Annotated in this window: 20 protein-coding genes and 1 tRNA gene; 9 read left to right on the forward strand and 12 right to left on the reverse strand. The window is 64.6% G+C overall.

Annotated features, from left to right (window positions below; genetic code table 11):
- The first annotated feature begins 95 nt into the window (after positions 1-95).
- The 3 genes from ftsZ (at position 96) to I7X43_RS05830 (ending at position 2540) form a co-directional block, all read left to right on the forward strand.
- Positions 96-1325, forward strand: a complete 1230-nt coding sequence (gene ftsZ / locus I7X43_RS05820) for a cell division protein FtsZ (RefSeq protein WP_198099985.1) — start codon at positions 96-98, stop codon at positions 1323-1325.
- A gap of 80 nt (positions 1326-1405) precedes the next feature.
- The gene (lpxC, locus tag I7X43_RS05825; protein WP_198099986.1) at positions 1406-2341 is read left to right on the forward strand and encodes a UDP-3-O-acyl-N-acetylglucosamine deacetylase; all 936 of its coding nucleotides are present in this window, start codon (positions 1406-1408) and stop codon (positions 2339-2341) included.
- A 13-nt stretch (positions 2342-2354) separates the two neighbouring features.
- Positions 2355-2540, forward strand: coding sequence for a hypothetical protein (locus I7X43_RS05830; protein WP_375140382.1), 186 nt, complete (start codon positions 2355-2357; stop codon positions 2538-2540).
- A gap of 12 nt (positions 2541-2552) precedes the next feature.
- On the opposite strand, the gene I7X43_RS05835 is transcribed toward I7X43_RS05830, so the two are convergent.
- The 8 genes from I7X43_RS05835 to I7X43_RS05870 form a co-directional block, all read right to left on the reverse strand.
- The gene (locus tag I7X43_RS05835; protein ID WP_198099987.1) at positions 2553-4334 is read right to left on the reverse strand and encodes an ABC transporter ATP-binding protein; all 1782 of its coding nucleotides are present in this window, start codon (positions 4332-4334) and stop codon (positions 2553-2555) included.
- Entirely contained in the window at positions 4331-6109 is a 1779-nt protein-coding gene (locus I7X43_RS05840; RefSeq protein ID WP_198099988.1) for an ABC transporter ATP-binding protein, read from the reverse strand. The genes I7X43_RS05835 and I7X43_RS05840 overlap by 4 nt, the downstream gene beginning before the upstream one ends.
- Positions 6110-6198: 89 nt before the next feature.
- A complete protein-coding gene (gene ruvC / locus I7X43_RS05845) occupies positions 6199-6759 on the reverse strand; it encodes a crossover junction endodeoxyribonuclease RuvC (RefSeq protein WP_198100364.1) in 561 nt (186 codons plus the stop codon).
- Positions 6759-7745 carry a phosphatidate cytidylyltransferase gene (locus tag I7X43_RS05850; RefSeq protein ID WP_198099989.1) on the reverse strand — a complete coding sequence of 329 codons (987 nt, stop codon included), beginning with the start codon at positions 7743-7745 and terminating at the stop codon, positions 6759-6761. The genes ruvC and I7X43_RS05850 overlap by 1 nt, the downstream gene beginning before the upstream one ends.
- A 34-nt stretch (positions 7746-7779) precedes the next feature.
- Complete coding sequence (locus tag I7X43_RS05855) at positions 7780-8409, reverse strand: lysophospholipid acyltransferase family protein (RefSeq protein WP_198099990.1); 630 nt, start codon at positions 8407-8409, stop codon at positions 7780-7782.
- Between the two features lie 31 nt (positions 8410-8440).
- Positions 8441-9793 (reverse strand): tRNA (N6-isopentenyl adenosine(37)-C2)-methylthiotransferase MiaB, encoded by a 1353-nt coding sequence (miaB, locus tag I7X43_RS05860; protein WP_198099991.1) that lies wholly within the window; start codon positions 9791-9793, stop codon positions 8441-8443.
- 108 nt (positions 9794-9901) lie between these two features.
- A complete protein-coding gene (locus I7X43_RS05865; protein WP_198099992.1) occupies positions 9902-10279 on the reverse strand; it encodes a hypothetical protein in 378 nt (125 codons plus the stop codon).
- 88 nt (positions 10280-10367) lie between these two features.
- Positions 10368-10444 (reverse strand) — tRNA-Met (locus I7X43_RS05870).
- A gap of 86 nt (positions 10445-10530) precedes the next feature.
- Here I7X43_RS05870 and ftsY point away from each other — a divergent pair.
- Positions 10531-11919 carry a signal recognition particle-docking protein FtsY gene (gene ftsY, locus I7X43_RS05875; RefSeq protein WP_198099993.1) on the forward strand — a complete coding sequence of 463 codons (1389 nt, stop codon included), beginning with the start codon at positions 10531-10533 and terminating at the stop codon, positions 11917-11919.
- Between the two features lie 83 nt (positions 11920-12002).
- Here ftsY and ffh read toward each other — a convergent pair whose 3' ends face one another.
- The gene (gene ffh / locus I7X43_RS05880) at positions 12003-13400 is read right to left on the reverse strand and encodes a signal recognition particle protein (RefSeq protein WP_198099994.1); all 1398 of its coding nucleotides are present in this window, start codon (positions 13398-13400) and stop codon (positions 12003-12005) included.
- A gap of 81 nt (positions 13401-13481) precedes the next feature.
- Between ffh and I7X43_RS05885 the strand changes: the two genes are divergently transcribed.
- The 5 genes from I7X43_RS05885 to ampD are packed head-to-tail and all read left to right on the forward strand — an operon-like array spanning position 13482 to position 18241.
- The gene (locus tag I7X43_RS05885) at positions 13482-14258 is read left to right on the forward strand and encodes a cytochrome C assembly family protein (protein ID WP_198099995.1); all 777 of its coding nucleotides are present in this window, start codon (positions 13482-13484) and stop codon (positions 14256-14258) included.
- A 2-nt stretch (positions 14259-14260) separates the two neighbouring features.
- On the forward strand, positions 14261-14500 hold the full coding sequence (locus I7X43_RS05890) for a PP0621 family protein (RefSeq protein ID WP_216860076.1): 240 nt from the start codon (positions 14261-14263) through the stop codon (positions 14498-14500).
- Complete coding sequence (locus I7X43_RS05895) at positions 14401-16215, forward strand: sensor histidine kinase (protein ID WP_445666939.1); 1815 nt, start codon at positions 14401-14403, stop codon at positions 16213-16215. Before I7X43_RS05890 ends, I7X43_RS05895 begins: the two co-directional genes overlap by 100 nt.
- On the forward strand, positions 16212-17660 hold the full coding sequence (locus I7X43_RS05900) for a sigma-54-dependent transcriptional regulator (RefSeq protein ID WP_198099997.1): 1449 nt from the start codon (positions 16212-16214) through the stop codon (positions 17658-17660). The genes I7X43_RS05895 and I7X43_RS05900 overlap by 4 nt, the downstream gene beginning before the upstream one ends.
- Complete coding sequence (gene ampD, locus I7X43_RS05905) at positions 17657-18241, forward strand: 1,6-anhydro-N-acetylmuramyl-L-alanine amidase AmpD (protein WP_310737528.1); 585 nt, start codon at positions 17657-17659, stop codon at positions 18239-18241. Before I7X43_RS05900 ends, ampD begins: the two co-directional genes overlap by 4 nt.
- Positions 18242-18280: 39 nt before the next feature.
- Here the strand turns inward: ampD and I7X43_RS05910 are convergent, their stop codons facing one another.
- The 3 genes from I7X43_RS05910 to purH form a co-directional block, all read right to left on the reverse strand.
- Positions 18281-18580: a hypothetical protein gene (locus tag I7X43_RS05910; protein WP_198099998.1), complete on the reverse strand. Its 300-nt coding sequence runs from the start codon at positions 18578-18580 to the stop codon at positions 18281-18283.
- A 23-nt stretch (positions 18581-18603) separates the two neighbouring features.
- The gene (locus tag I7X43_RS05915; protein WP_198099999.1) at positions 18604-19038 is read right to left on the reverse strand and encodes a hypothetical protein; all 435 of its coding nucleotides are present in this window, start codon (positions 19036-19038) and stop codon (positions 18604-18606) included.
- A gap of 70 nt (positions 19039-19108) precedes the next feature.
- Complete coding sequence (purH, locus tag I7X43_RS05920) at positions 19109-20683, reverse strand: bifunctional phosphoribosylaminoimidazolecarboxamide formyltransferase/IMP cyclohydrolase (RefSeq protein WP_198100000.1); 1575 nt, start codon at positions 20681-20683, stop codon at positions 19109-19111.
- Between the last annotated feature and the right edge of the window lie 45 nt (positions 20684-20728).

Consider the following 20728-nt stretch of genomic DNA (forward strand, 5'->3'; position numbering starts at 1 on the left):
GGGTTAGTTCCTTGGGTTTGTTTGCGAAAAAAGTGTGACGAACCTGGAATTTCCTGCACTTTTACGCGACAATTCAGCAGTTCATGGAGGTCAGTATGCCCATCGAGATGATCGAAGAGTTCAACCAAGGCACCCGGATCAAGGTGATCGGCGTGGGTGGGGGCGGCGGGAATGCCGTCGAGCACATGATTGAAGAGCGTGTGCATGGGGTTGAGTTCATCGCTGCGAATACCGACGCGCAGGCGCTCAATCAGTCACGGGCTGACCAAATTATTCAGTTGGGTCGCAGTGGCCTGGGTGCAGGTGCCATTCCGGAGCGCGGCAAGGAAGCGGCCCACGAAGCCGAAGACCGCATCCGCGAGGTGCTCGACGGCACCGATTTGCTCTTCATCACGGCAGGGATGGGTGGCGGCACCGGGACCGGGGCGGCCCCCGTGATCGCCAAGATCGCCAAGGACATGGGGATTTTGACGGTTGGGGTGGTGACCAAGCCGTTTGACTTTGAGGGCTCGCGCCGCAACAAACAGGCCGATTCGGGGCTCACGGATCTCGAAGCCAATGTGGACTCGCTGATCGTGGTGCTGAACGACCGCTTGCTCGATGTGTTGGGTGAAGATGCCACACAGGATGAGGCCTTCGCCTTTGGCAACGACGTCTTGAAAAATGCCGTCGGGGGCATTTCGGACGTGATTCACCTGCCCAGTCTGGTGAACCTGGACTTCCAAGACGTACGCACCGTTATGCAGGAGCCGGGCAAGGCTTTGATGGGAACGGCGCAGGCCGGCGGTCCGGACCGCGCCAGCAAGGCGGCTGAGGCCGCGATGGCCTGCCCGCTTCTGGATGGCGTCAATCTGACGGGGGCTCGGGGCGTCTTGGTGTTGATTGCGGCGTCGCGGGCGACCTTCAAGTTGTCGGAGTCGCGGGCCGCGATGAACGCGATCAAGCGTTTGGCTCACGAAGATGCTCACGTGATTTACGGGACGGCCTACGACGATTCATTGGGCGATCAGTTGCGCATTACCGTGATTGCCACGGGCCTGAGCGGCGAGCGCGCCGCGGCGCAACGTCCCACCATGCATGTGGTGGCCGACGCGGGGCTGCGGACCGGCACGGACAACCTGCCGATCTTGACCCAGGCCGTGGCCACGCCCAGCGTGGGGCTGCCCACGGGGCTGACGATGGGGGTTGGCGGCTCAGACTTCCAGAACCGCGACATGCCCAGCGTTTGGCGTTATGGCCGTGCCTCGCAGAAGGTCGATGCGCTGTCCGCCTCAGGGTTGGATGAGATTGAAATTCCGGCATTCCTGCGCAAGCAAGCCGACTGATCCCAAGAAGACCCTGTGAACCCAAGGGCCCACGCCGAGTGCGTGGGCTTTTTTCTGGGCCATTGACGACAATTGCAACGATGTTGGCGCAAAGAACCCTTCAATCTGTCACCCGGGCTGTGGGCGTGGGTATCCACAGTGGACGTCGCGTGGAACTGGTGCTCCGGCCTGCTCCCGAAGGCACCGGGCTGGTTTTTCGGCGCACCGATCTGGAGCCCCCCGTCGAGATTCCTGTCAATCCGGCTGCCGTCTGCGACACGCGCATGGCCACCACGATCAGCCCCAGCGGCGACCCGGGCGCGCCCAAGGTGCAGACCATTGAGCACTTGCTTTCGGCCTGCGCCGGCTTGGGCTTGGACAACCTCTTCATCGACATCAGTGCGGATGAAGTGCCCATTTTGGATGGATCGGCCTCCAGCTTCGTTTATCTACTTCAATCAGCTGGCATTGCGGTGCAACGTCAGCCCAAACGGTTCCTGCGTGTGAAGAAGGCCGTCGAGGTGCGGCGCGGTGAAGGCCGGAGTCTGATGTGGGCGCGGCTGGAGCCCCTGCACGGCTACACCCTGAGTTTCGAGATTGAATTTGACAATCCGGCCGTGGCGGCCACGGGCAGTCGGTACACCTTTGACATGGGCTCGGGCCGCTACAAAGCGGAGATCGCACGGGCGCGCACGTTCGGTATGACGCGCGACATCGAGTTGATGCGGTCTCGCGGCTTGACGCTGGGTGGCAACATGGACAACGCCATCGTGGTGACCGAAGACAAGGTCCTCAACGCCGAGGGACTTCGCTACGACGACGAGTTTGTGAAACACAAAATCCTGGATGCCATCGGCGACATGCAGGTCGTGGGGCACCCCCTGCTGGCCGCCTATTCCAGTTTCAAGGGGGGGCACGCACTCAACAACGAGTTGCTTCGGGCCCTGTTGGCCGACCCGCAGGCCTGGGAATGGGTGAGTTTTGAGGGGGCCAACGACGCGCCCGCCGGTTTTGCCGAACTCGCTCCAGCTTGGTGAAACGAGACCCCTCATGATGATCCTGTTCCGTGTGGTGTTTGGTCTGTTCCTGGCGGTCTCCCTGGGGTGTTTTGTGACCGCGTTGATCAAACGGGACCCCCGATGGCAGCGGTTGGGCGTGCGGATTCTGAAGTGGACGCTGATCGCCGCGGGCGGGTTCTTCGCGGTACTGATTCTTGAGCGCCTGCTGGGGATTTGAGCCGTCCCCGGTTCAGGCTTCTTCGCGCTCCTCGAGCTGCTGCAGCTGAACCAGGCGCTGATACACGCCGCCAGGTTTCGCGATCAGGTCGGCATGGCGGCCCGCTTCTACGCGATGGCCGTGGTGCAGCACCCAGATGGCATCCGCAGCCCGAATGGTTGACAGGCGGTGGGCCACGGCAATGATGGTGACCTGCCCGCGCAGCGCGTTAAGGGCCTCGCCCAGCTCGGCCTCAGTCGCGCTGTCGATATTCGCCGTGGCTTCATCCAGCAACAGGATCTTGGGGGATCCGGCCAATGCGCGGGCCATGGCCAGCAGCTGTTTTTGTCCGGTGGACAGTTGGACGCCCCCCTCTCCCAGCCCGGTGTCGTAGCCCCTTGGCAATGCCTCGAGCAGGGGGTGTAAGCGCGCGGCCTTCGCTGCCGCCACCAGCCGCTCATCGCTCAGCTCGGCGCGCCCCATCCGCAAGTTGTCCCAGACGCTGGCGGCCAGGACTTGGGGCTCTTGGGGGACCAAGGCCACATCCTGACGCAAGTGGACCTCGTCCAGGGTCGCGAGGTCCTGGTCATCCAGCCGGATGACGCCGCCTCGCGGTGCATAAAAACGCAGCAACAGCGACAGCAAGGTGCTCTTCCCGCTGCCCGTGTGACCGACCAAACCGATGAACGCACCGGGCTGGACCGTATCGGTGAACGGGTGCAGCACATCGGGGCCATCACCGTACCCGGCACGCACGCCGTCCCAAGTCAGTGCGCCTTGATGAAGTCGTCGGCTCGAGCGAGGCAGGGCTTCGCACGGCTCTTGCAGCAGCACGCCGACCCGGGCGGCCGCTACGAGGGCTTGCTGCAATTGACCGAACTGCAGAGTGATTTGAATCAGCGGCTCGACCACCCGTGTGAGGTAGGCCAAAAAGGCGTAAAGCAACCCGACTTCAAGCCCCTGAGCCGCTTGGCTGTTCGCGAACCCCAAGATCAAGGCCACCATCAACACCACGTTGAGCAAATCCAAGGCGGGCCGCAACAACCAGGCGTTGGCGGCCAATTCCCGCGTGCGGGACTGGTAGTGCCGCTCGTTGTGCGCTGCAAAGCGCGCCTGGAAGCGCCCCAGTGCGCCGCTGGCCTGTAGGACGGCCAAGCCGTTGAGGTTCTCAGCGATTTGGGCGTTGATGTCGCTCTTGAGTGCCCGAGCTTGTGCAACGGCAGGTGCCGACAACCGCTGATAGCCCCAAATGACGGCGGTCATGGCCGGAATCAGCAGCGCGATGATGAGCATCAGACGCCAGTCGAGCCAGGCCATGGCCACCAAAGCCGCCAGGACGACGATGCTGGAGTCGAGCATCACATACAGCGCTTGGCGGTAGAGCTGATTGACCGATTCCGTGTCGTTGGTGACCCGGCTCACCAACGAGCCCGTGATCTGTTGGTCAAAGTACCGCATGGGCAAGGCCAGAACATGGGCATACACGTCTTCACGCAACCGCAGCACGCACCGGCGTGCAATGGCGGCCATCCGGGTCAGCTGAAGGTATCGAACCGAACTGGCCACCAGTCCGCAGCCCAAAATGGCGGCCAGAAGCGCCGCAATGGCGGAGCCGTCCCCAAACGACTTGGGTAACAGGTAGTCATCAATCAGCCGCTTGGCCAAGATGGGCCCCAAGGCCTCAAAGGCGGCGGCGGCCGTCAACCCCAAAATGCCCAAAGCAATCGCCCGGCGCTCGGGCTGAGCCGTGGCCCACAGCAGGCGGGCGGCTTCGCCCGCGCTCGATTGGGCGGTGTCCTTGGCTGCGGTGTTCATGTGGGCTCCCCGTCTTCGAGTGAGGCCTCGAGTTGTTGGTAGCGCCATTGGGTTGCATACCAGCCCCCCAATGCGATCAGTTCGGTATGGGTTCCCCGTTCGGTGATGCGGCCGTCGCGCAGGACCACGATCTCGTCGGCGTCCACGGCGGCGGAAAGTCGGTGCGTGACCACCACCAGTGCACAGGTGGGTCGTTGGCGCCGCCTTTCACGCAAGGCCTCCAAGATGCGGGCTTCCGTCCCGGTGTCGACGGCGGACAGTGCGTCGTCCAGCAGGGTCAGGGGGGCGTCGCTGAGCAGGGCCCGGGCGATGGCCACGCGCTGGCGCTGCCCCCCGGACAAAGAAACCCCCTTTTCACCCACCACAGTCGCGTAGCCCTGTGCAAGTCGTACCAAGTCGTCGTGCAGAGCGGCCGCCTGGGCCGCAGCTTGAATGAGGGCTTGGCTCGCGTCCGCGCGCGCCAGTGCGATGTTGTCGGACACGCTGGACGAAAACAGAAAGGGCTCTTGGGGCACCCAAGCGATGGCGGCGCTCAGCGCACGGCACCGCCAGTCAGGGAGGGGGCGACCGTCCAGTTCGATGGTCCCCCCGGTGGGCTCCCACTGGCGCAACAGCAAGCGCAACAGCGTGGACTTGCCACTGCCAGTTGGCCCCACGACCGCGAGCATGCGGCCGGGCCGCAAGTCCAAGTCGATGCCCTGAAGGGTGGCGCGTTGCTGCGAGTCGTATACAAAGTGCAGATCCCGCACCTGGAGCCGGGCTTGTTGAACCGGGGCGGCTGTCCCTTGATCCAGTCGAGAGGGCTCGGCCCGAAGAATGGGGGCCAGCCGCGTCCAGCCGGCCCGCCCGCGCTCCAGCAGCGACAGCACCCAGCCCGCGGCAAACATCGGCCAAATCAACCGGTCCAGCAACAAAACAAAGGCCGTGAGCTGCCCCACGGACAGTTCGCCCCGAGCGATCAGCCAGGCACCACAGCCCAGGGTGGCCACGGTGGCGGCCGACAGCGAAATGCCGACGGCCGGTTCGTAGGCGGCTTCCCAGCGTTGGGCCCGGAAGGCGGCCTCGCCTGACGCTTCGGCCCAGCGTTTGAAGGCCGCCTGTTCCTGTGCGGCGAGCCCCATGGCGCGAACCGTCCGCACGGCACTCAAGCTTTGCTGCGCTTGCCGGCTCATGTGCCCAAAATCCGCCAGCGACTGGCTCCAAGCCTCGTGTACGCGGGTCGAAATGCGCCAAAAAGACCAGGCCATGAAAGGGAAGGGCAGCAGGGCGGCCAGGCCCAAGCGCCAGTCGATGACCAACACCATGGTGGCCATCACCAGCAGCAAGGTCTGGGTGCCGTCGAATGCGGCCAGCATGGCGTCGCCGCTGGCGGTCTCCACGGCGTCGACATCGTTGGTGGCCAGGGCCATCAAGTCCCCGGCGCGCTGGGTCTGAAAAAAGAGCGGGCCTTGCAAGCCCAGTCGCTCGAACAGCTGCACCCGAAGTCGCTGCCCGAGCCGGTATGAGGCCCCGAACAGCGCCAGCCGCCACCCCACGCGCAGCGCATAGACCATCAGCCCTGCGCCCGCCAGCCACATCAGCTGCCGATAGAAGGCAGGGCCGGTCAATTGGTGGGTCATCAAACCGTCCACGATGCGGCCCACCTGCGTGGGAATCCAAACCAGGAGCAGGCTGATCCCAGTCAGCATCAGCGCCGCGCCGCCATACGCGATGCGGTGCTGCCAGATGAAGGCGCGCAGCAAGCCGCCCAGGGTCGCGGGAAACGTGGGGTTCATTCAGTTGAAAGGGGTTCGCAGCCGGCCGGCTACTCCGTGCAGGGACGGGCATCCTAGGGCCGATGGACTGCCCCCGTGCGGGACTCGGCTTAGTAGGTGCGGCTGCCTTTGTACTGCGCGTGCTGACGACGTTGCAGTTGCCCTTTGGCGCTCATGGCGGCAAAGCTGGTTTGCGCATGGGCCTGAACAATGGCCAGGCCCAGGGCGTCTGCGGCATCTTTGCCGGGCAAACCGGGGAGCTTCAGCAGGTGCTGCACCATGGCTTGCACTTGCTCCTTCTTGGCGTGGCCGTGACCCACGACCGCTTTCTTCATCTGCAGGGCCGTGTACTCATTGACGGCCAGCCCCGCACTGGTCAATGCGGCCAGTGCCGCGCCTCGCGCCTGGCCCAGCAACAGGGTGGACTGTGGGTTGACGTTGACGAACACGATTTCGACTGCAGCGCAGGTCGGCTGGTAGGTCTGAATGACTTCGCGCACCCCTTCAAAAAGGATGCGAATCCGCCCGGGAAGGTCTCCGGTGGCGACGCCGCACCCCGCGCCGGTGGTGCGTATCGTGCCGCTGGCCACATAGGCCAATCTTGGCCCGTCCGCTTCGATGACGCCGAACCCCGTGGTTTGCAGACCAGGATCGATGCCGAGGATGCGCATCAAACCGACAACTTGAAGTACCACCGCACCGAGTGGAAAAAAATCGGTGCGGCGAAGCACAAGGCTGCCGTGCGGTCCAACAAGCCCACCGCACCGGTGATGCCACTGCGGTTGCCCCAGTAGTGGATGCCCGCTTCGCGCTTCATGGCCTTCATGACCAGGGCCCCAAGCGTGCCCGAACCCGCCGCAATGAAGGCCATGACAAAGGCCTGGCCTGCCTTGAAGGGCGTCACCCAGTACAGCAACGCTCCGACGAAGGCGCCCGCCAGGGCGCCGCTCCACCAGGCTCGCTTGCTGAACGAACGGCTGATGGCTCGAACGGTCGGTCGGCTGCGGATGGAGCGGCTGACCGCTTCTTGGACGATCTGCGCGACGGACACCACGGTCACCAAGAAGAAGAGGAGGAACGCGCCTCGTCCGGGGTAGCGCGGGAACTCCAGGAGCAGCAGTGCGGGCGCGTGGCTGAGCCCGTAAACGCACACCATGATGCCCCATTGAATTTTGGCGTTGCGCTCCAGAAACCGCAGCTTGTCTCCCGAGAACGCGCTGATCACGGGGATCGCAAAAAACGCATAAACCGGGATCAGCACCGTGAACAAATCGAAACGACGGTGGGCCACCACGATGTATTGCAGCGGCAAGATGATGAAGAAGGCCGCGATCAACGTGCGATGGTCGCTGCGGGTGGTGTGCTGCAGCGTGATGAACTCACGCAAGCAAAAAAAGCTGAACCCACCGAACAGGATGGTGGCACCCACGGGGCCGCTGATCCAAGCCAACCAAAAGAGCAGGGCACCAACCCACGATGCGTTCAAGTCGCGCCGGAACTGGGCTCGGGCGCTGCGGGGGTTGACACTGAGCTCTTCGCGGGGATGGCGAGCGCGGTACAGCACGCCGCCCGCGGTGACCAGCATCAACAAACCGAACAGCATCGCGAAGAGCAGCGCGATTTGGTCGGCCGGACTCCAGTACTTCAGATCGCCCATGGGGTCTCCGCCCGCTGGGGCGTGATGAGGGCTGTCATTTTTTCCACCCTCCAGGCTTCAGCGCCATCATCTCGGATCGCGTGCGCTCCAGAAAGGACTTCTTGTCTTCGTCGGGTTGAATCTGTGTGGGGGTTCCAAACGTCACCGTGCACAAAATGGGGACTGGCACCACCTCGCCCTTGGGCATGACCCGCTGGACGTTATCGATCCAGGTCGGGATGATCTTGACCTCCGGAAACTGTTCGGCCAAGTGATAGATGCCGCTCTTGAAGGGCAGGGGCTCGCCCAAGGCGGACCGCGTGCCCTCAGGAAAGATCAGCAAGGAATCGCCCGCATGGAGGGCCTCAATGAGGGGCTCCAGGGGGTCTTCATCCGGATTGCTGCGGGTGCGGCTGACGTACACCGTATTGAACACGTCGGTGGTCAGCCAGGTCTTGAATCGACTCTTGGTCCAGTAATCGCGCGCGGCGATGGCCCGCACCCGGGGGCGAAGCTCGCTGGGCAGCGCAGCCCAAATCAACACCAAGTCAAAGTGACTCTGGTGATTGGCGATGTAAATGCGCTGCTCGCTGGAGGGGGGACAACCCAGCCAATGACCCTGGGCGCCCGTTATCGCGCGTGCAACGAAGCCCAACAGGGGGCCCATGAGATCGGCTAGGCGCATGGGCCGGATCCTAAGCCGCCGGTACCGAGCCTCAGAGTGGTGTTTCTTCCAAGACCGGAACGGCACCCCGCAGCGAATGCGTATAGGCGTCGGTGATCTGAAGGTCGATCAGTTCGTTCATCAAACGGGCGTGGCCCTTGAAGTTGACGATGCGATTGCACTCGGTGCGCCCCATCAACTCGCTGGGGTCTTTCTTGGCGTTGCCCACCACCAGGACCTTTTGAGTCGTGCCCACCAAGGTTTGCGAGATCGCCAGCGAATGCGCCTCAATGGCGGCTTGCAGTTGCTGGAGCCGGGCCACCTTCACCTCATAGGGCGTGTCGTCGGGCAGGTTGGCAGCCGGCGTGCCCGGGCGGGGGCTGAAGATAAAACTGAAGGATGCGTCAAAACCCACTTCAGCGATCAATTGCATGGTCTTGGCATGGTCGTCATCGGTCTCGCCGGGAAAGCCCACGATGAAGTCGGAGGCGATGCGGATGTCCGGACGAATGGACCGAAGCTTGCGCACGATGCTCTTGAATTGAATCGCGCTGTAGCCGCGCTTCATGGCCGCCAGGATGCGATCCGAACCGTGCTGGACCGGCAGGTGAAGATGGTTCACCAATTGCGGCACCTTGGCGTAGGCATCAATCAAGCGTTGACTGAACTCATTGGGGTGGCTGGTGGTGTAGCGAATGCGCTGAAGGCCCGGGATCTCGGCCACATACTCCAAGAGCATCGCGAAATCCGCAATTTCCCCGCTGTCGCCCATCTTGCCGCGGTAGGCATTGACGTTTTGCCCCAGCAGCGTCACTTCCAGCACACCCTGCTCTGCCAGCCCCGCGACCTCCACCAGCACGTCCTCGAACGGGCGGCTGACCTCTGCCCCGCGGGTATAGGGCACGACGCAGTACGAGCAGTACTTGCTGCAACCCTCCATGATGGAAACGAAGGCGCTGCGCCCTTCCACCTTGGCAGGAGGCAGGTGGTCAAACTTTTCGATTTCCGGAAAGCTGATGTCGACCTGGGGGCGTGCCACGGCGTCACGCTGGGTCAACAGTTCCGGCAGGCGGTGCAGGGTTTGGGGGCCAAACACCACATCAACATAGGGCGCACGTTCAATGATCGCGGCCCCTTCTTGCGAGGCCACGCAGCCGCCCACCGCGATCTTGACCCCCTTGGCTTTGAGGTGGCGAACCCGGCCCAAATCACTGAAGACCTTTTCCTGAGCTTTCTCGCGCACGGAGCAGGTATTGAACAGGATCAGATCGGCTTGTTCGGGGTCGTCGGTTTTTTCATAGCCCTCGGCCTCCCGCATGACATCCACCATCTTGTCCGAGTCGTACTCGTTCATTTGGCAGCCAAAGGTCTTGATGAAAACCTTCTTGGTCGAGGTGTCGTTCATGGTCGTTCCAGCGGAGTCGGCGCACGCGGGCGGGCGGCCGGGGTGGGCAAGCAATCAAAAAACAGCGAAGAGAGGGGGGCGGCTCGGCGCGTTGCCGGGGCCCGAACCTTAGGGCCGGTGCCAGGTCTGCGTGGCGACGTCGAAGCGCCATTGCGCTGCCTGAGCAGGGCTCACGGGCCACAGGGCATTGGTGCGCTCGACGGCATTCAAGATCCACACATCCTTGATTTGGCCATCGGACTGCAGCGTGTAGTGCACGAGGTGGGTTTGGCCCATCAATTCGCCAGACATCGCGCCCATCCCATTGGCGCCTTGGATTCGACTCCCGGGCGAGAGGCGCTGCGGCTGGCCGTTGAGGCGAACCTCCGGCGGTTGACCAAATTGCAGGGTGCCGCGCAAGGTGTCGGCCGTGAAGGGGCGATGGGCTTGGGCCAGCACCAAACTGGGGGCCAGCAGCAGGGAAGCCAAGGCAAAACAGCGGGTCATGGGGTACATCCAGGGGCTGTGGGAGAGCCAAAAGCGGCAGCAGATGGAACGAAGCCCCGCCGGCAACTACCAGCGGGGCTTCTTATTTTGGTGGCGCTTCAGGGATTCGAACCCCGGACCTGCGGATTATGATTCCGTCGCTCTAACCGGCTGAGCTAAAGCGCCAAGAGCCCGCTACTATAGCGCAAATTGCGCAGGGATTTGCAAGTCCCTTGTTGATGCCGCGAAAAATGCGGCCAAGCGGAAGGTTCATGTTCAGTTTCTTCAAGAAAAAGCCCGCCACCGAGGCTGAAAGCGCTTCGGTTTTCACGGAGGTGGCATTTGCGGATGCACTCCCCAAGGTCGCTCCGACAGGGCCGGAGCGCCCCCTTCAGGAGGCCTCAACGCCCCCGTCCGCCCCTGGGGCAACGGGTGTGCAGACTCAAGTGCCCGTCCCCGAACTTACCCAGCGCGATGGCGCCGGTGAGCCGCTCGCACAACCGTCGTGCGATCAGGTGGCGGCCAGTGAGGGCCCGGCCGCCCCCCCGGTCACGCTGCCGCTGGGGGTGGAATCGCTGCCTCCTGCGGTGAGCGGGCCGGCGCCGATTGCCATGACACCGCCGGCGTCCGTGGCTCTGGTTACGTCGATGGAGGAGCCGCCACCTGCCCCGGCAACACCCCCGCCGATGGTGCCCCCGTCCATCCACCCGGCCCCCAAACCGGAGACGCCGCGCGCGGGCTGGCTGGCCCGGTTGAGCGCGGGGCTGCGCAAGACGGGCAGCAGCTTGGCCGGCGTCTTCAGCCGCACCAAGATCGACGACGCGCTCTACGAAGAGTTGGAAGAGGCCCTGCTGATGGCTGACGCGGGCGTCAAGGCAACCGAACAGCTGCTGGACGACCTCAAGCGCCGGGTGCGCGAGGCCCGCGTCACCGAGCCTCAAGCGGTCAAGGCGCTGCTGGTGGACGCGATCGCCGAGCTGCTGCGGCCGCTGGAGCGGCCGCTGGAGATTGGCCGTCACGCGCCCACCGTGATGATGGTGGTGGGTGTCAACGGTGCAGGCAAGACCACCAGCATTGGCAAGCTCACGCGCCACCTGCTGGAGGCCGAGCAAAAGGTGCTGATGGCGGCGGCCGACACCTTCCGTGCGGCTGCGCGCGAGCAGTTGGCGGTCTGGGCTCAGCGGGCGGATGGCAGTGGCGTGCAGGCTGCAGGTGCGGGCTGGGTGGACATCGTCAGCCAGCAAGGCGGAGACCCGGCTGCCGTGACCTTTGATGCCGTGGTGGCTGGCAAGGCGCGCGGCTGTGACGTGGTCATTGCCGACACCGCCGGCCGCTTGCCGACCCAGCTGCACTTGATGGAAGAGCTGAAAAAGATCAAGCGCGTGATCACCAAAGCCCAGCTTGACGCGCCGCACGAGGTGCTTCTGGTGGTGGATGGCAACACGGGCCAGAACGCGCTCACGCAGGTCAAGGCCTTTGACGATGCCTTGCAACTCACGGGCCTGATCGTCACCAAGCTGGATGGCACCGCCAAGGGCGGCGTGTTGGCCGCCATCGCCCGCGAGCGCCCCATCCCCGTCTACTTCATCGGCGTGGGGGAAAAGCTGGAGGATCTGCAGACCTTCAGCGCACGCGAGTTCGCGCAGGCTCTGCTGAGCTGAGCCGTAGCGGACTCGCAGAAGCCTCTGCTGAGCTGATCAAACAAACGGGGGCCTTGGCCCCCGTTTGTTTTCTGCGCTGCGGATTACATCCCGGGCAGGCCCGGCATGCCGCCTTTCATGCCGCCCAGCTTCTTCATCATTTTGAAGAGACCGCCGCCCTTCATCTTTTTCATCATGTCGCGCATTTGCTCGAACTGGTTGAGCAAGCGGTTGACGTCCTGCACCTGCACGCCCGCGCCCTTGGCGATGCGCTTCTTGCGCGTGGCCTTGATGATGTCGGGCTTGCGGCGCTCTTGCAGCGTCATCGAATGGATGATGCCGGTCATGCGGCGCATGTCTTTCTCGGCACGCTCCATCTCGCCCGCGCCGGCTTTGGCGGCGATCTGCGTGGGCAGTTTGTCCACGAGGCTCGAGAGGCCGCCCATCTTCTTCATTTGCTGCAACTGCAGCAGGAAGTCGTCGAGTGTGAAGGCGTCGCCGCTCTTGAGCTTCTCGGCCATGGCCTTGGCCGATTCCAGGTCCACGCCCTTGGTGACCTCTTCGACCAGGGCGACGATGTCGCCCATGCCCAGCACCCGGCCGGCGTGACGCTCGGCATCGAAGGCCTCTAGCCCGTCAATCTTCTCGCTCACCCCGGCGAACTTGATCGGCACGCCGGTGATGGCGCGCACCGACAGGGCCGCCCCGCCGCGCGAGTCGCCGTCCAACTTGGTGAGCACCACACCGGTCAGGGGCAGTGCCTCTTTGAAGGCTTTGGCCGTGTTGATGGCATCCTGGCCCTGCATCGCGTCGACGACAAACAAGGTCTCGACGGGCTTGACGGCCGCGTGCAGGTCGCGGATTTCGGCCATCAGGGCTTCGTCGATGGCCAGCCGGCCGGCGGTGTCGACCAGCAGCACATCAAAGTAGTGGCGGCGCGCGTGGTCCAGGGCCGCCAGAGCGATGTCTTGTGGCTTTTGGTCTGGCGTGGAGGGGAACCACTCGGCACCGGCCTGCTTGGTGACGGTCTTGAGCTGCTCGATGGCCGCCGGGCGGTAGACGTCGCCGCTAACCGTCAGCACCTTTTTCTTGCGCTTCTCGATCAGGTGCTTGGCCAGCTTGGCAGTGGTGGTGGTCTTGCCCGCGCCCTGCAGGCCGGCCATCAGGATGACGGCGGGGGGCTGGGTGTGCAGGTTGATGTCGCTGGCCCCGGGTTTGAGCTGGCCTTTGTCATCGAGCTCGCCCATGGTGGCGGCCAGCTCTTTGTGCACGATGCCCACGAGGGCTTGGCCCGGCGTGAGCGACCCCACCACCTCTTGGCCCAGGGCTTTGTCCTTGACGCGGGCGATGAAGTCCCGCACCACGGGCAGGGCCACGTCGGCTTCCAGCAAGGCCATGCGCACTTCGCGCAGCATCTCCTGGACGTTGGTTTCGGTGATGCGGGCCTGGCCGCGCATCGTTTTGACCAGCCGACTGAGGCGATCGGCAAGGGCGTTGGCCATGGGGTGCGGGGGCGCGAATGGGAGAGGGCGCCCGTAAACTAAAGCGCTGATTTTAGGGAGGGCCTGCGCCCTTTGAATTTCATGTGGCTCACAGGTTCGAGTGCGATTGCGGTGCTGGGCTTTTTGCTCGCGGCCTGGGGTGCGCGTCCGCACGATGAAAAGTGGATGCCGGCACTCTGGGTGGCGTGGGTTGCGCAAGGTGTGGCGCTGGTGCTGGACATCGGCGGCGTGGGGCAATTCCCTGCGGGCGCACGTTTTGGCTTTGCGCCGGCGCTGTCGCTGATGTTTTGGATCCTGTGGGCCGTGGTGCTCTTGGAGAGCCGCTTCGTTCCCTTGCACTTCATGCGCCGGGCGCTGGCCTTGGGGTCCGCGGTGGCTGTTGGCTTGGCGGTGGTGTTTCCCGGGCAAGTGCACCCGGCCCCGACGCCGTGGGCGCCCTTGCATTGGGTGCTGGGCTTGGTGTCCTACGGGATCTTGGCCACAGCCGTGTTGCACAGCATCCTGTTGTCACGGGCTGAGCGCCAGATGCGGCACCCCGTGGCAGGCGCGCCGGTTGTGGGGCTGCCCCTGTTGCGTCTGGAGCGCTTGACCTTTCAGTTTGTGGGGGCCGGGGTGGCGACGCTGACGGTGGCCTTGGCGCTGGGTGGGTTCTCTGGCGCCGTTTGGCGGTGGGACCACAAGACGGTGTTCTCGCTCTTGGCCTGGACGGTATTGGTGGGCCTGTTGGCGGGGCGGCATTGGCTGGGCTGGCGGGGGGGCAAGGCCAAACGCTGGCTGTACGCGGGCACCGGCTTGTTACTGATGGCGTATGTCGGCACCCGTTTTGTGCTGGAAGTGCTGTTGCGCCGGGGAGCTTGAGCATGATCATCCGCATTGCCCTGGTCCTGGGCCTGCTCTGGATCCTCTGGACGTTGTGGCGCAAGATGAGTCCCCGCCCCCCGTCGCCGCCCTCTACGGCAACGCGAGCTTCAAGCCCGGAGGCCATGAGCCGCTGCGCCGAATGCGGCGTCCACTTGCCCGAGAGTCAAGCCTTGCCCGGGCGTGGCGGTGTGTTCTGTTGTGCGGAACACCGCGAGCGCTTCGAGTCCCGTCAGCCGTGACTTGGGGCGCGCCGTTGGATCACGACTCGGGCCTGGATTCGCGCTGGGACGTCCGGCCGGAGCCTAACGACCCGGAAGGCGCGTTTCGTCGGCTCTTCACTACGTTCATGGCGGCGCGGGCTGCGCTCGGCTGTGTGCTGTTGCTGGCTGTGCTCAGCGGGGTGTGGCTGAACCGAGGCTTGCCCCCGGCGGTGATTGCCACGTGCGGCTTGTACGCCGTTTGGGTCCTGTGGGTGGCCCTGTGGCCGCCCCTGCGCGAAGGGGTGGCCTCGTCGGCTTTGCGTAGCCTGCGCAGTCGGCACTGGTGGGGCAGCATTGGGGCCGATGTGGTGGCCTTTACGGTGCTGCAGCCCGCGTTTGCCGAAGGGGGCTTGCCGGTGGCTGCACTCTATGTGCTGCCTATTTTGTCGGCGGGTGTGCTCAGCACTCGCCGCCTTGCCGTGGGGACCGCGGCGATGGCCACGCTGGGCCTGTTGGGGGGGCTGCTGTGGGCCGATCTGGCGGGGCGGGACAACGCCCAGTCCTTTTTGCAGGCCGGTCTGGCGGGCAGCGGGTATTTCGCCGTTTCTCTGCTCGCCTCAGAGATGGCCCAGCGGTTGGCCCGTGAACAGCGCAGCGCCCGCGGCAGTCTGGCTCTGGCCCGTCAGCAGGCGGCGTTGAACCAGTTGGTGATTGATGAAATGCAGGAGGGTGTGCTCGTGTTGGACGCGCACTGGCGGGTTCTGGCCGCCAACCCCGCCGCTCGGGCCTTGCTGGGGGAGGTTGATCCTGCGCCGGCGCCGCCGTTTGAGTTGACGGCAAAACCGGCCTGGCAGGGCCTGGTGGAGGCCGCACAGGACACCTTTGAGGGCTCGTTTGCGGCGCGCGATGTGGCCTTGAATTTTGCCCAGGCCCCCCCGCGCGCCCTGCGGGTGCGGGGTCGCCTCAGTGCCTCGGCGGAAGGCGGTTCCAGCTGTGTGCTGTTGCTGGAGGACCGCGCCACCTTGATGGCGCGCATGCGCCAAGAGCGCATGGCGGCGATGGGCCGCATGTCGGCGGGCGTGGCCCATGAAATTCGCAACCCGCTGGCCGCGATTTCTCAAGCCAATGCGTTGCTGGCCGAGGACTTGGCCGACCCCGGGGCGCAGCGACTCACCGGCCTGGTGTCGGCCAATGTGGCGCGCTTGAAGCGCATCGTCGACGACGTCATGGTGTTGGCCGCCGCCCCCGATGCCACCGTACCGGTTTTGGATTTGGGAAATTTGGCGGCCGAGGTGGCGCAGGAGTGGGCGCAAACCCAAGGTCTGACGGTGGGGGTGAGCCTGCGCCTAACCCGCCCGGATCAGCCTGTGAAGGGCCGATTTGATTCGGAGCACTGGCGGCGGGTGTTGGTGAACCTTTTGGACAACGCGTGGCGGCACGCCCAAGAAGCGGCGTTGGATGGGCAAGGACGGGCCGGGGCTTGGATTGGTCTGGCCGTTGAACCGGTGTCGGCGGGGGGCGCGGCGCGCATCCGGGTTTTCAATCCGGGCCCGCCCATTCGGCCGGAAGTCGAGCGCTATTTGTTTGAACCCTTTTACTCAACCCGCAGCCGGGGCTCCGGGCTCGGGTTGCACATCTGCCGCGAGTTGTGTGAGCGTTATGGCGCGGCCATCCGCTATCAGGCCGCAGTGTGGCAAGGGGTCGCGGGCAATGCGTTCGACGTGGTGTTGCCGCCTGACAATGCGACACCATGAGCCCCGCTGAACGCCTCCTGGTCATCGATGACGAACCCGACTTGCGCACGCTGTACGAGTTGACGCTGTTGCGCGACGGCCATGACGTGTTGAGTGCGGGAACCGTGGCGGAAGCCTTGGGCCTGTTGGCCGACGAACGCTTCACCGCCGTCATCACCGACATGCGTTTGCCCGATGGGACGGGCCTGGATGTCTTGGCATGGCTGGAGCGTCAGAACCGCACCGAGCGCGCCATCGTCATTACCGCGCACGGCTCCGCCGAGAACGCAGTCGAGGCGTTAAAGGCAGGTGCTTTTGATTACCTGACCAAACCCGTCGACTTGCGGCAATTCCGCAGCGTCGTGGCGACGGCCATCGGACGGGATGGGCCTGCGCGGCCATCGCGCCGGGAGGGCCCCGCCCCCGCGCGCGTGGGCGGAACGGCGTTGGACCGCTTGGCGGGGGATTCGCCCGCCATGACGCAGGTCCGTGAACTCATTCGCAAGGTGAGTCGCTCCATGGCGCCGGTGCTCTTGCAAGGGGAATCGGGGACGGGCAAAGAGGTGGTGGCGCGGGCCATTCATGGCGAGGGCGCGCGGGCCAGCCAGCCGTTTGTGGCGGTGAACTGCGGGGCCATTCCTGAAGCCCTGCTGGAGGCCGAGTTTTTTGGCTACCGCAAAGGCGCTTTTACGGGGGCCAATGAAGATCGTGAGGGCTTCTTCCAGGCCGCCCAAGGGGGCACGTTGTTTCTGGATGAAATCGGGGACTTGCCCCTGGCCATGCAGAGCAAGCTGTTGCGCGCCATTCAGGAGCGCTGCGTGCGGCCGGTGGGCGCTGTGGCCGAGGTGCCAGTGAACTTGCGAATCTTGAGCGCCACCCACAAGGACCTCGCTGCCGAAGTGGCGGCCGGCCGCTTCCGTCAAGACTTGTATTACCGCCTGAATGTCATCCAGATTCGGGTGCCCCCGCTGCGCGAGCGGCTCTCGGACTTGTCGGCGATCAGCGCGGCCTTGCTGGCGCGGATTGCTCACGATGCGGGGGTCAGCCCCATTCCCCGGTTAAGCGCCGGTGCCCTGGCCCGATTGCAGGGCTATGCCTTTCCCGGCAACGTGCGGGAACTCGAAAACGTGTTGCATCGGGCGTTGGCACTTTCTGGGGCCACGGAGTTGCAGGCCGACGATTTGGACCTGCCCGATGGGGTGAGCGGTGACGACTCCGGCTTTGGCGTTTTGGCCCCGGCGCAAGTCGTGACGCCGGCCAGCCCCGCCCCGGGAGAAGAGCCCTTGCCCAGTGATTTGCAGCACTACCTGGATGAAGTCGAGCGCCGCGTGCTGCAGCGCGCTCTGGCGGCCTGCCGGTTCAACCGAACTGCGGCCGGCGCCCGACTGGGCCTGTCGCTGCGCCAAATGCGGTACCGAATGGCGCGTCTGGGCATTCAGGTGGATGACGCGGAAAGCAGCGCGTGAGCGCGGTGGATCGGCCCCAGCAGACTTGGGCGGACGGTTGGTGGGCCCCGGCCCGGCGCGTCCCCTCGCCCCATCACAACGCCCGTCCGCACGGGGTCGCGGTCGAGGGCGTGGTGTTGCATTCCATCAGCCTACCGGCCGGTTCGTATGGTGGGCCGGAAGTCGAAGACTTGTTCCTGAACCGGCTGGACCTGAGCGCCCATGAGAGCTTTGAGAGCCTGCGCGGCTTGCAGGTGTCGGCCCACTTCTTTATCCGCCGCGAGGGCGCCTGCCTGCAATTTGTTCCAGTGCAAGCGCGGGCCTGGCATGCGGGCCGCTCCAGTTTTCTGGGCCGCGAGAACTGCAACGACTTCACCGTCGGCATCGAGCTCGAAGGCCTGGAGGGCCACGCCTTCGAGCCGGCGCAATACCGCTCGTTGGTGCGCCTGCTGCGGGCGTTGCGCCAGGTGATCCCCCTGCGTTGGGTCGCCGGCCACGAGCACATTGCCCCCGGCCGCAAGGGTGACCCGGGGCCCGGGTTTGATTGGGCTGGGCTGCAGCGTCGGCTGCGCTGGAGTGCGGGGCGGTTTCCGTTCGCCTGAAAGGGGTCGCCGCAATGTCGAGGCGGCTCGGCGACCGCGTTACTTCTTGCCCGAAGGCGAGTCCGGGCTACGCAGCCAAGAGTAAATGAGCACTTCGACCACGCACTCCAGCACACCGGAGCAAGCGCGCGAGGCTTCGCGAGCCTGGACATTGGCCCGTTGTTGCGCCGTTTCGCCGGCCCCTGTAGCGCCTGCCCGTCGGTACTCGTCGGCCGCCTGCTGACTGCGAGCGGCTTCTGTTGAGTGGGTTTGAGCGCCGGGGGTCACGGCGCAGCCCCCCAGAGCAAGGGCCAAAGCCGCCGTGATGAGCGCGTTTCGCGCGCAACGAAGTTGAAGCATGTCGCTCATGTTTGCCTTGCGTCTCACGGCGCCACGGGCACCGGGCGAACTTCAGCCTGCAACCAAAAATCGCCTTCGCACTTCCACTTGTCCGTGTGGTGGGTCAGATGGTTGACTACCAATCGCAAATTTCGCCTCAATTGTTCCTTTTGGCTCGGATCACCCTTGTCTTCCCCGTACTTGATGCTCACCTGTCGCTGCCCAACGGACTTTCCAGCCTTTAGCTCGGTGGAGTAGTGCAGGCTGATCCCCTCTGGCCACAGGTCGGGCACGCGGACGTTGCGAATTGTTGTTTCGGTGCACACGCCGCCCGTCAAGTTGTGAACCTCAAATTGCAAGGTGAGCACCTTGGTTTGCATTGGCGCGGGCGCTGCTGGGCTTTCTTGCGCCTGAGCGACTGCTGGTGCGAAAAAGCCCACGGCCGTGGCGGCCGCGATCGCGAAAAACGTGTTCTTCATCGATTCCCCCTGACTTTGTTGAGTCGACACCGGGGCAGTGATCCGCCCCGATGCCCAGTGCCGCCGTAGCTCAATGCCGGAAATGCCGCACGCCCGTGAACACCATGGCGATGCCGCGTTCGTTGGCGGCGGCGATGACTTCTTCGTCGCGCATCGAACCGCCCGGCTGGATGACGCAGCTGGCGCCCGCGTCGGCCAGCACATCCAGGCCGTCGCGGAAGGGGAAGAAGGCGTCGCTGGCCACGGCCGAGCCCTGCAGGCTCAAGCTGGCATTGGCGGCCTTGATCGCGGCAATCTTGGTGGAGTCCACGCGGCTCATTTGGCCCGCGCCCACGCCCAGGGTCATGCCGCCGCCGCAGAAGACGATGGCGTTGCTCTTGACGTACTGGGCCACGTTCCAGGCGAACATCAGATCGTCCAGTTGTTGCTCGGTGGGCTTGAGCGTGGTGACGACCTTCAGGTCTTCGCGCTTCAGGAAGTGGTTGTCGGCGGTTTGCACCAAGAGCCCCGAACCCACGCGCTTGACGTCTTGGGCGTTGCGGCCTTGCAGCCAGGGCGTATCACCACCGGCGGGCAGCTCGATCTGCAGCAGGCGCACGTTGACCTTGCTCTTAAAGACGGCCAGAGCTTCAGCGGTGAAGGCCGGGGCCATCAGCACTTCGACAAACTGCTTGGCCACCAGCTCGGCTGCGGCGCCGTCCACCGGGCGGTTGAAGGCGATGATGCCGCCGAAGGCGCTGGTGGGGTCGGTCTTGAAGGCCTTGCTGTAGGCCTCGGCCGGGGTGGCGGCCACGGCCACGCCGCAGGGGTTGGCGTGCTTGATGATCACGCAAGCGGGCGCTTCGAAACTCTTCACGCACTCCCAGGCGGCGTCGGCGTCGGCGATGTTGTTGTAGCTGAGCTCCTTGCCCTGCAACTGCTTGCCCGTCACCAGCGAGCCGGGGGCGGGGTAGAGGTCGCGGTAGAGCGCGGCGGTTTGGTGGCTGTTCTCGCCGTAGCGCAGGTCTTGCACCTTGATGAAGCTGCTGTTCATCTGGCCGGGGTACTCGGCCAAGCTGCCATCGCCCTGCACGCTGGAGAGGTAGTTGCTGATGGCCGCGTCGTACTGGGCGATGCGGTTGAAGGCGGCGATGCTGAGTTGGAAGCGCGTGGTGGCTTGCAGACCGCCGGCCTTGAGCTCCGCCAGCACCTGGGCGTACTGGGCGGCATCCGTCAGCACGGCGACGTCCTTCCAGTTCTTGGCGGCGCTGCGCACCATGGCAGGGCCACCGATGTCGATGTTTTCGATCGCGTCTTCCAGCGTGCAGCCTTCTTTTGCAACGGTGGCCTCAAACGGGTAGAGGTTGACGGCCAGGATATCGATGCGGGTGATGCCGTGCTTTTGCATGGCGGCCACGTGCTCGGGCACGTCGCTGCGCGCCAGCAGGCCGCCGTGGATCTTGGGGTGCAGTGTCTTGACGCGGCCGTCCATCATTTCGGGGAAGCCGGTGTGCTCGGCCACTTCGGTGACGGGCAGACCGTTGTCCATCAAGAGCTTGGCGGTGCCGCCGGTGGAGAGCAGTTTGCAGCCCAGGGCGTGCAGCCCTTGGGCGAATTCGAGGATGCCGGTCTTGTCGGAGACGGACAGCAGGGCGGTCAGGGCCATGGTGATGCGGATGAAGTTGAGGAAAGGGAAGGGGCGCGAGTGGCT

The sequence above is a fragment of the Inhella gelatinilytica genome (assembly GCF_016093295.1).
Lineage (GTDB): Bacteria > Pseudomonadota > Gammaproteobacteria > Burkholderiales > Burkholderiaceae_C > Inhella > Inhella gelatinilytica.

Excerpts from the sequence above, each read along its gene's own strand:
- ftsZ (WP_198099985.1), top strand. The coding sequence starts at position 96 with ATGCCCATCGAGATGATCGAAGAGTTCAACCAAGGCACCCGGATCAAG.
- lpxC (WP_198099986.1), top strand. The coding sequence starts at position 1,406 with ATGTTGGCGCAAAGAACCCTTCAATCTGTCACCCGGGCTGTGGGCGTG.
- I7X43_RS05830 (WP_375140382.1), top strand. The coding sequence starts at position 2,355 with ATGATGATCCTGTTCCGTGTGGTGTTTGGTCTGTTCCTGGCGGTCTCC.
- I7X43_RS05835 (WP_198099987.1), bottom strand. The coding sequence starts at position 4,334 with ATGAACACCGCAGCCAAGGACACCGCCCAATCGAGCGCGGGCGAAGCC.
- I7X43_RS05840 (WP_198099988.1), bottom strand. The coding sequence starts at position 6,109 with ATGAACCCCACGTTTCCCGCGACCCTGGGCGGCTTGCTGCGCGCCTTC.
- ruvC (WP_198100364.1), bottom strand. The coding sequence starts at position 6,759 with ATGCGCATCCTCGGCATCGATCCTGGTCTGCAAACCACGGGGTTCGGC.
- I7X43_RS05850 (WP_198099989.1), bottom strand. The coding sequence starts at position 7,745 with ATGGGCGATCTGAAGTACTGGAGTCCGGCCGACCAAATCGCGCTGCTC.
- I7X43_RS05855 (WP_198099990.1), bottom strand. The coding sequence starts at position 8,409 with ATGCGCCTAGCCGATCTCATGGGCCCCCTGTTGGGCTTCGTTGCACGC.
- miaB (WP_198099991.1), bottom strand. The coding sequence starts at position 9,793 with ATGAACGACACCTCGACCAAGAAGGTTTTCATCAAGACCTTTGGCTGC.
- I7X43_RS05865 (WP_198099992.1), bottom strand. The coding sequence starts at position 10,279 with ATGACCCGCTGTTTTGCCTTGGCTTCCCTGCTGCTGGCCCCCAGTTTG.
- ftsY (WP_198099993.1), top strand. The coding sequence starts at position 10,531 with ATGTTCAGTTTCTTCAAGAAAAAGCCCGCCACCGAGGCTGAAAGCGCT.
- ffh (WP_198099994.1), bottom strand. The coding sequence starts at position 13,400 with ATGGCCAACGCCCTTGCCGATCGCCTCAGTCGGCTGGTCAAAACGATG.
- I7X43_RS05885 (WP_198099995.1), top strand. The coding sequence starts at position 13,482 with ATGTGGCTCACAGGTTCGAGTGCGATTGCGGTGCTGGGCTTTTTGCTC.
- I7X43_RS05890 (WP_216860076.1), top strand. The coding sequence starts at position 14,261 with ATGATCATCCGCATTGCCCTGGTCCTGGGCCTGCTCTGGATCCTCTGG.
- I7X43_RS05895 (WP_445666939.1), top strand. The coding sequence starts at position 14,401 with ATGCGGCGTCCACTTGCCCGAGAGTCAAGCCTTGCCCGGGCGTGGCGG.
- I7X43_RS05900 (WP_198099997.1), top strand. The coding sequence starts at position 16,212 with ATGAGCCCCGCTGAACGCCTCCTGGTCATCGATGACGAACCCGACTTG.
- I7X43_RS05910 (WP_198099998.1), bottom strand. The coding sequence starts at position 18,580 with ATGCTTCAACTTCGTTGCGCGCGAAACGCGCTCATCACGGCGGCTTTG.
- I7X43_RS05915 (WP_198099999.1), bottom strand. The coding sequence starts at position 19,038 with ATGAAGAACACGTTTTTCGCGATCGCGGCCGCCACGGCCGTGGGCTTT.
- purH (WP_198100000.1), bottom strand. The coding sequence starts at position 20,683 with ATGGCCCTGACCGCCCTGCTGTCCGTCTCCGACAAGACCGGCATCCTC.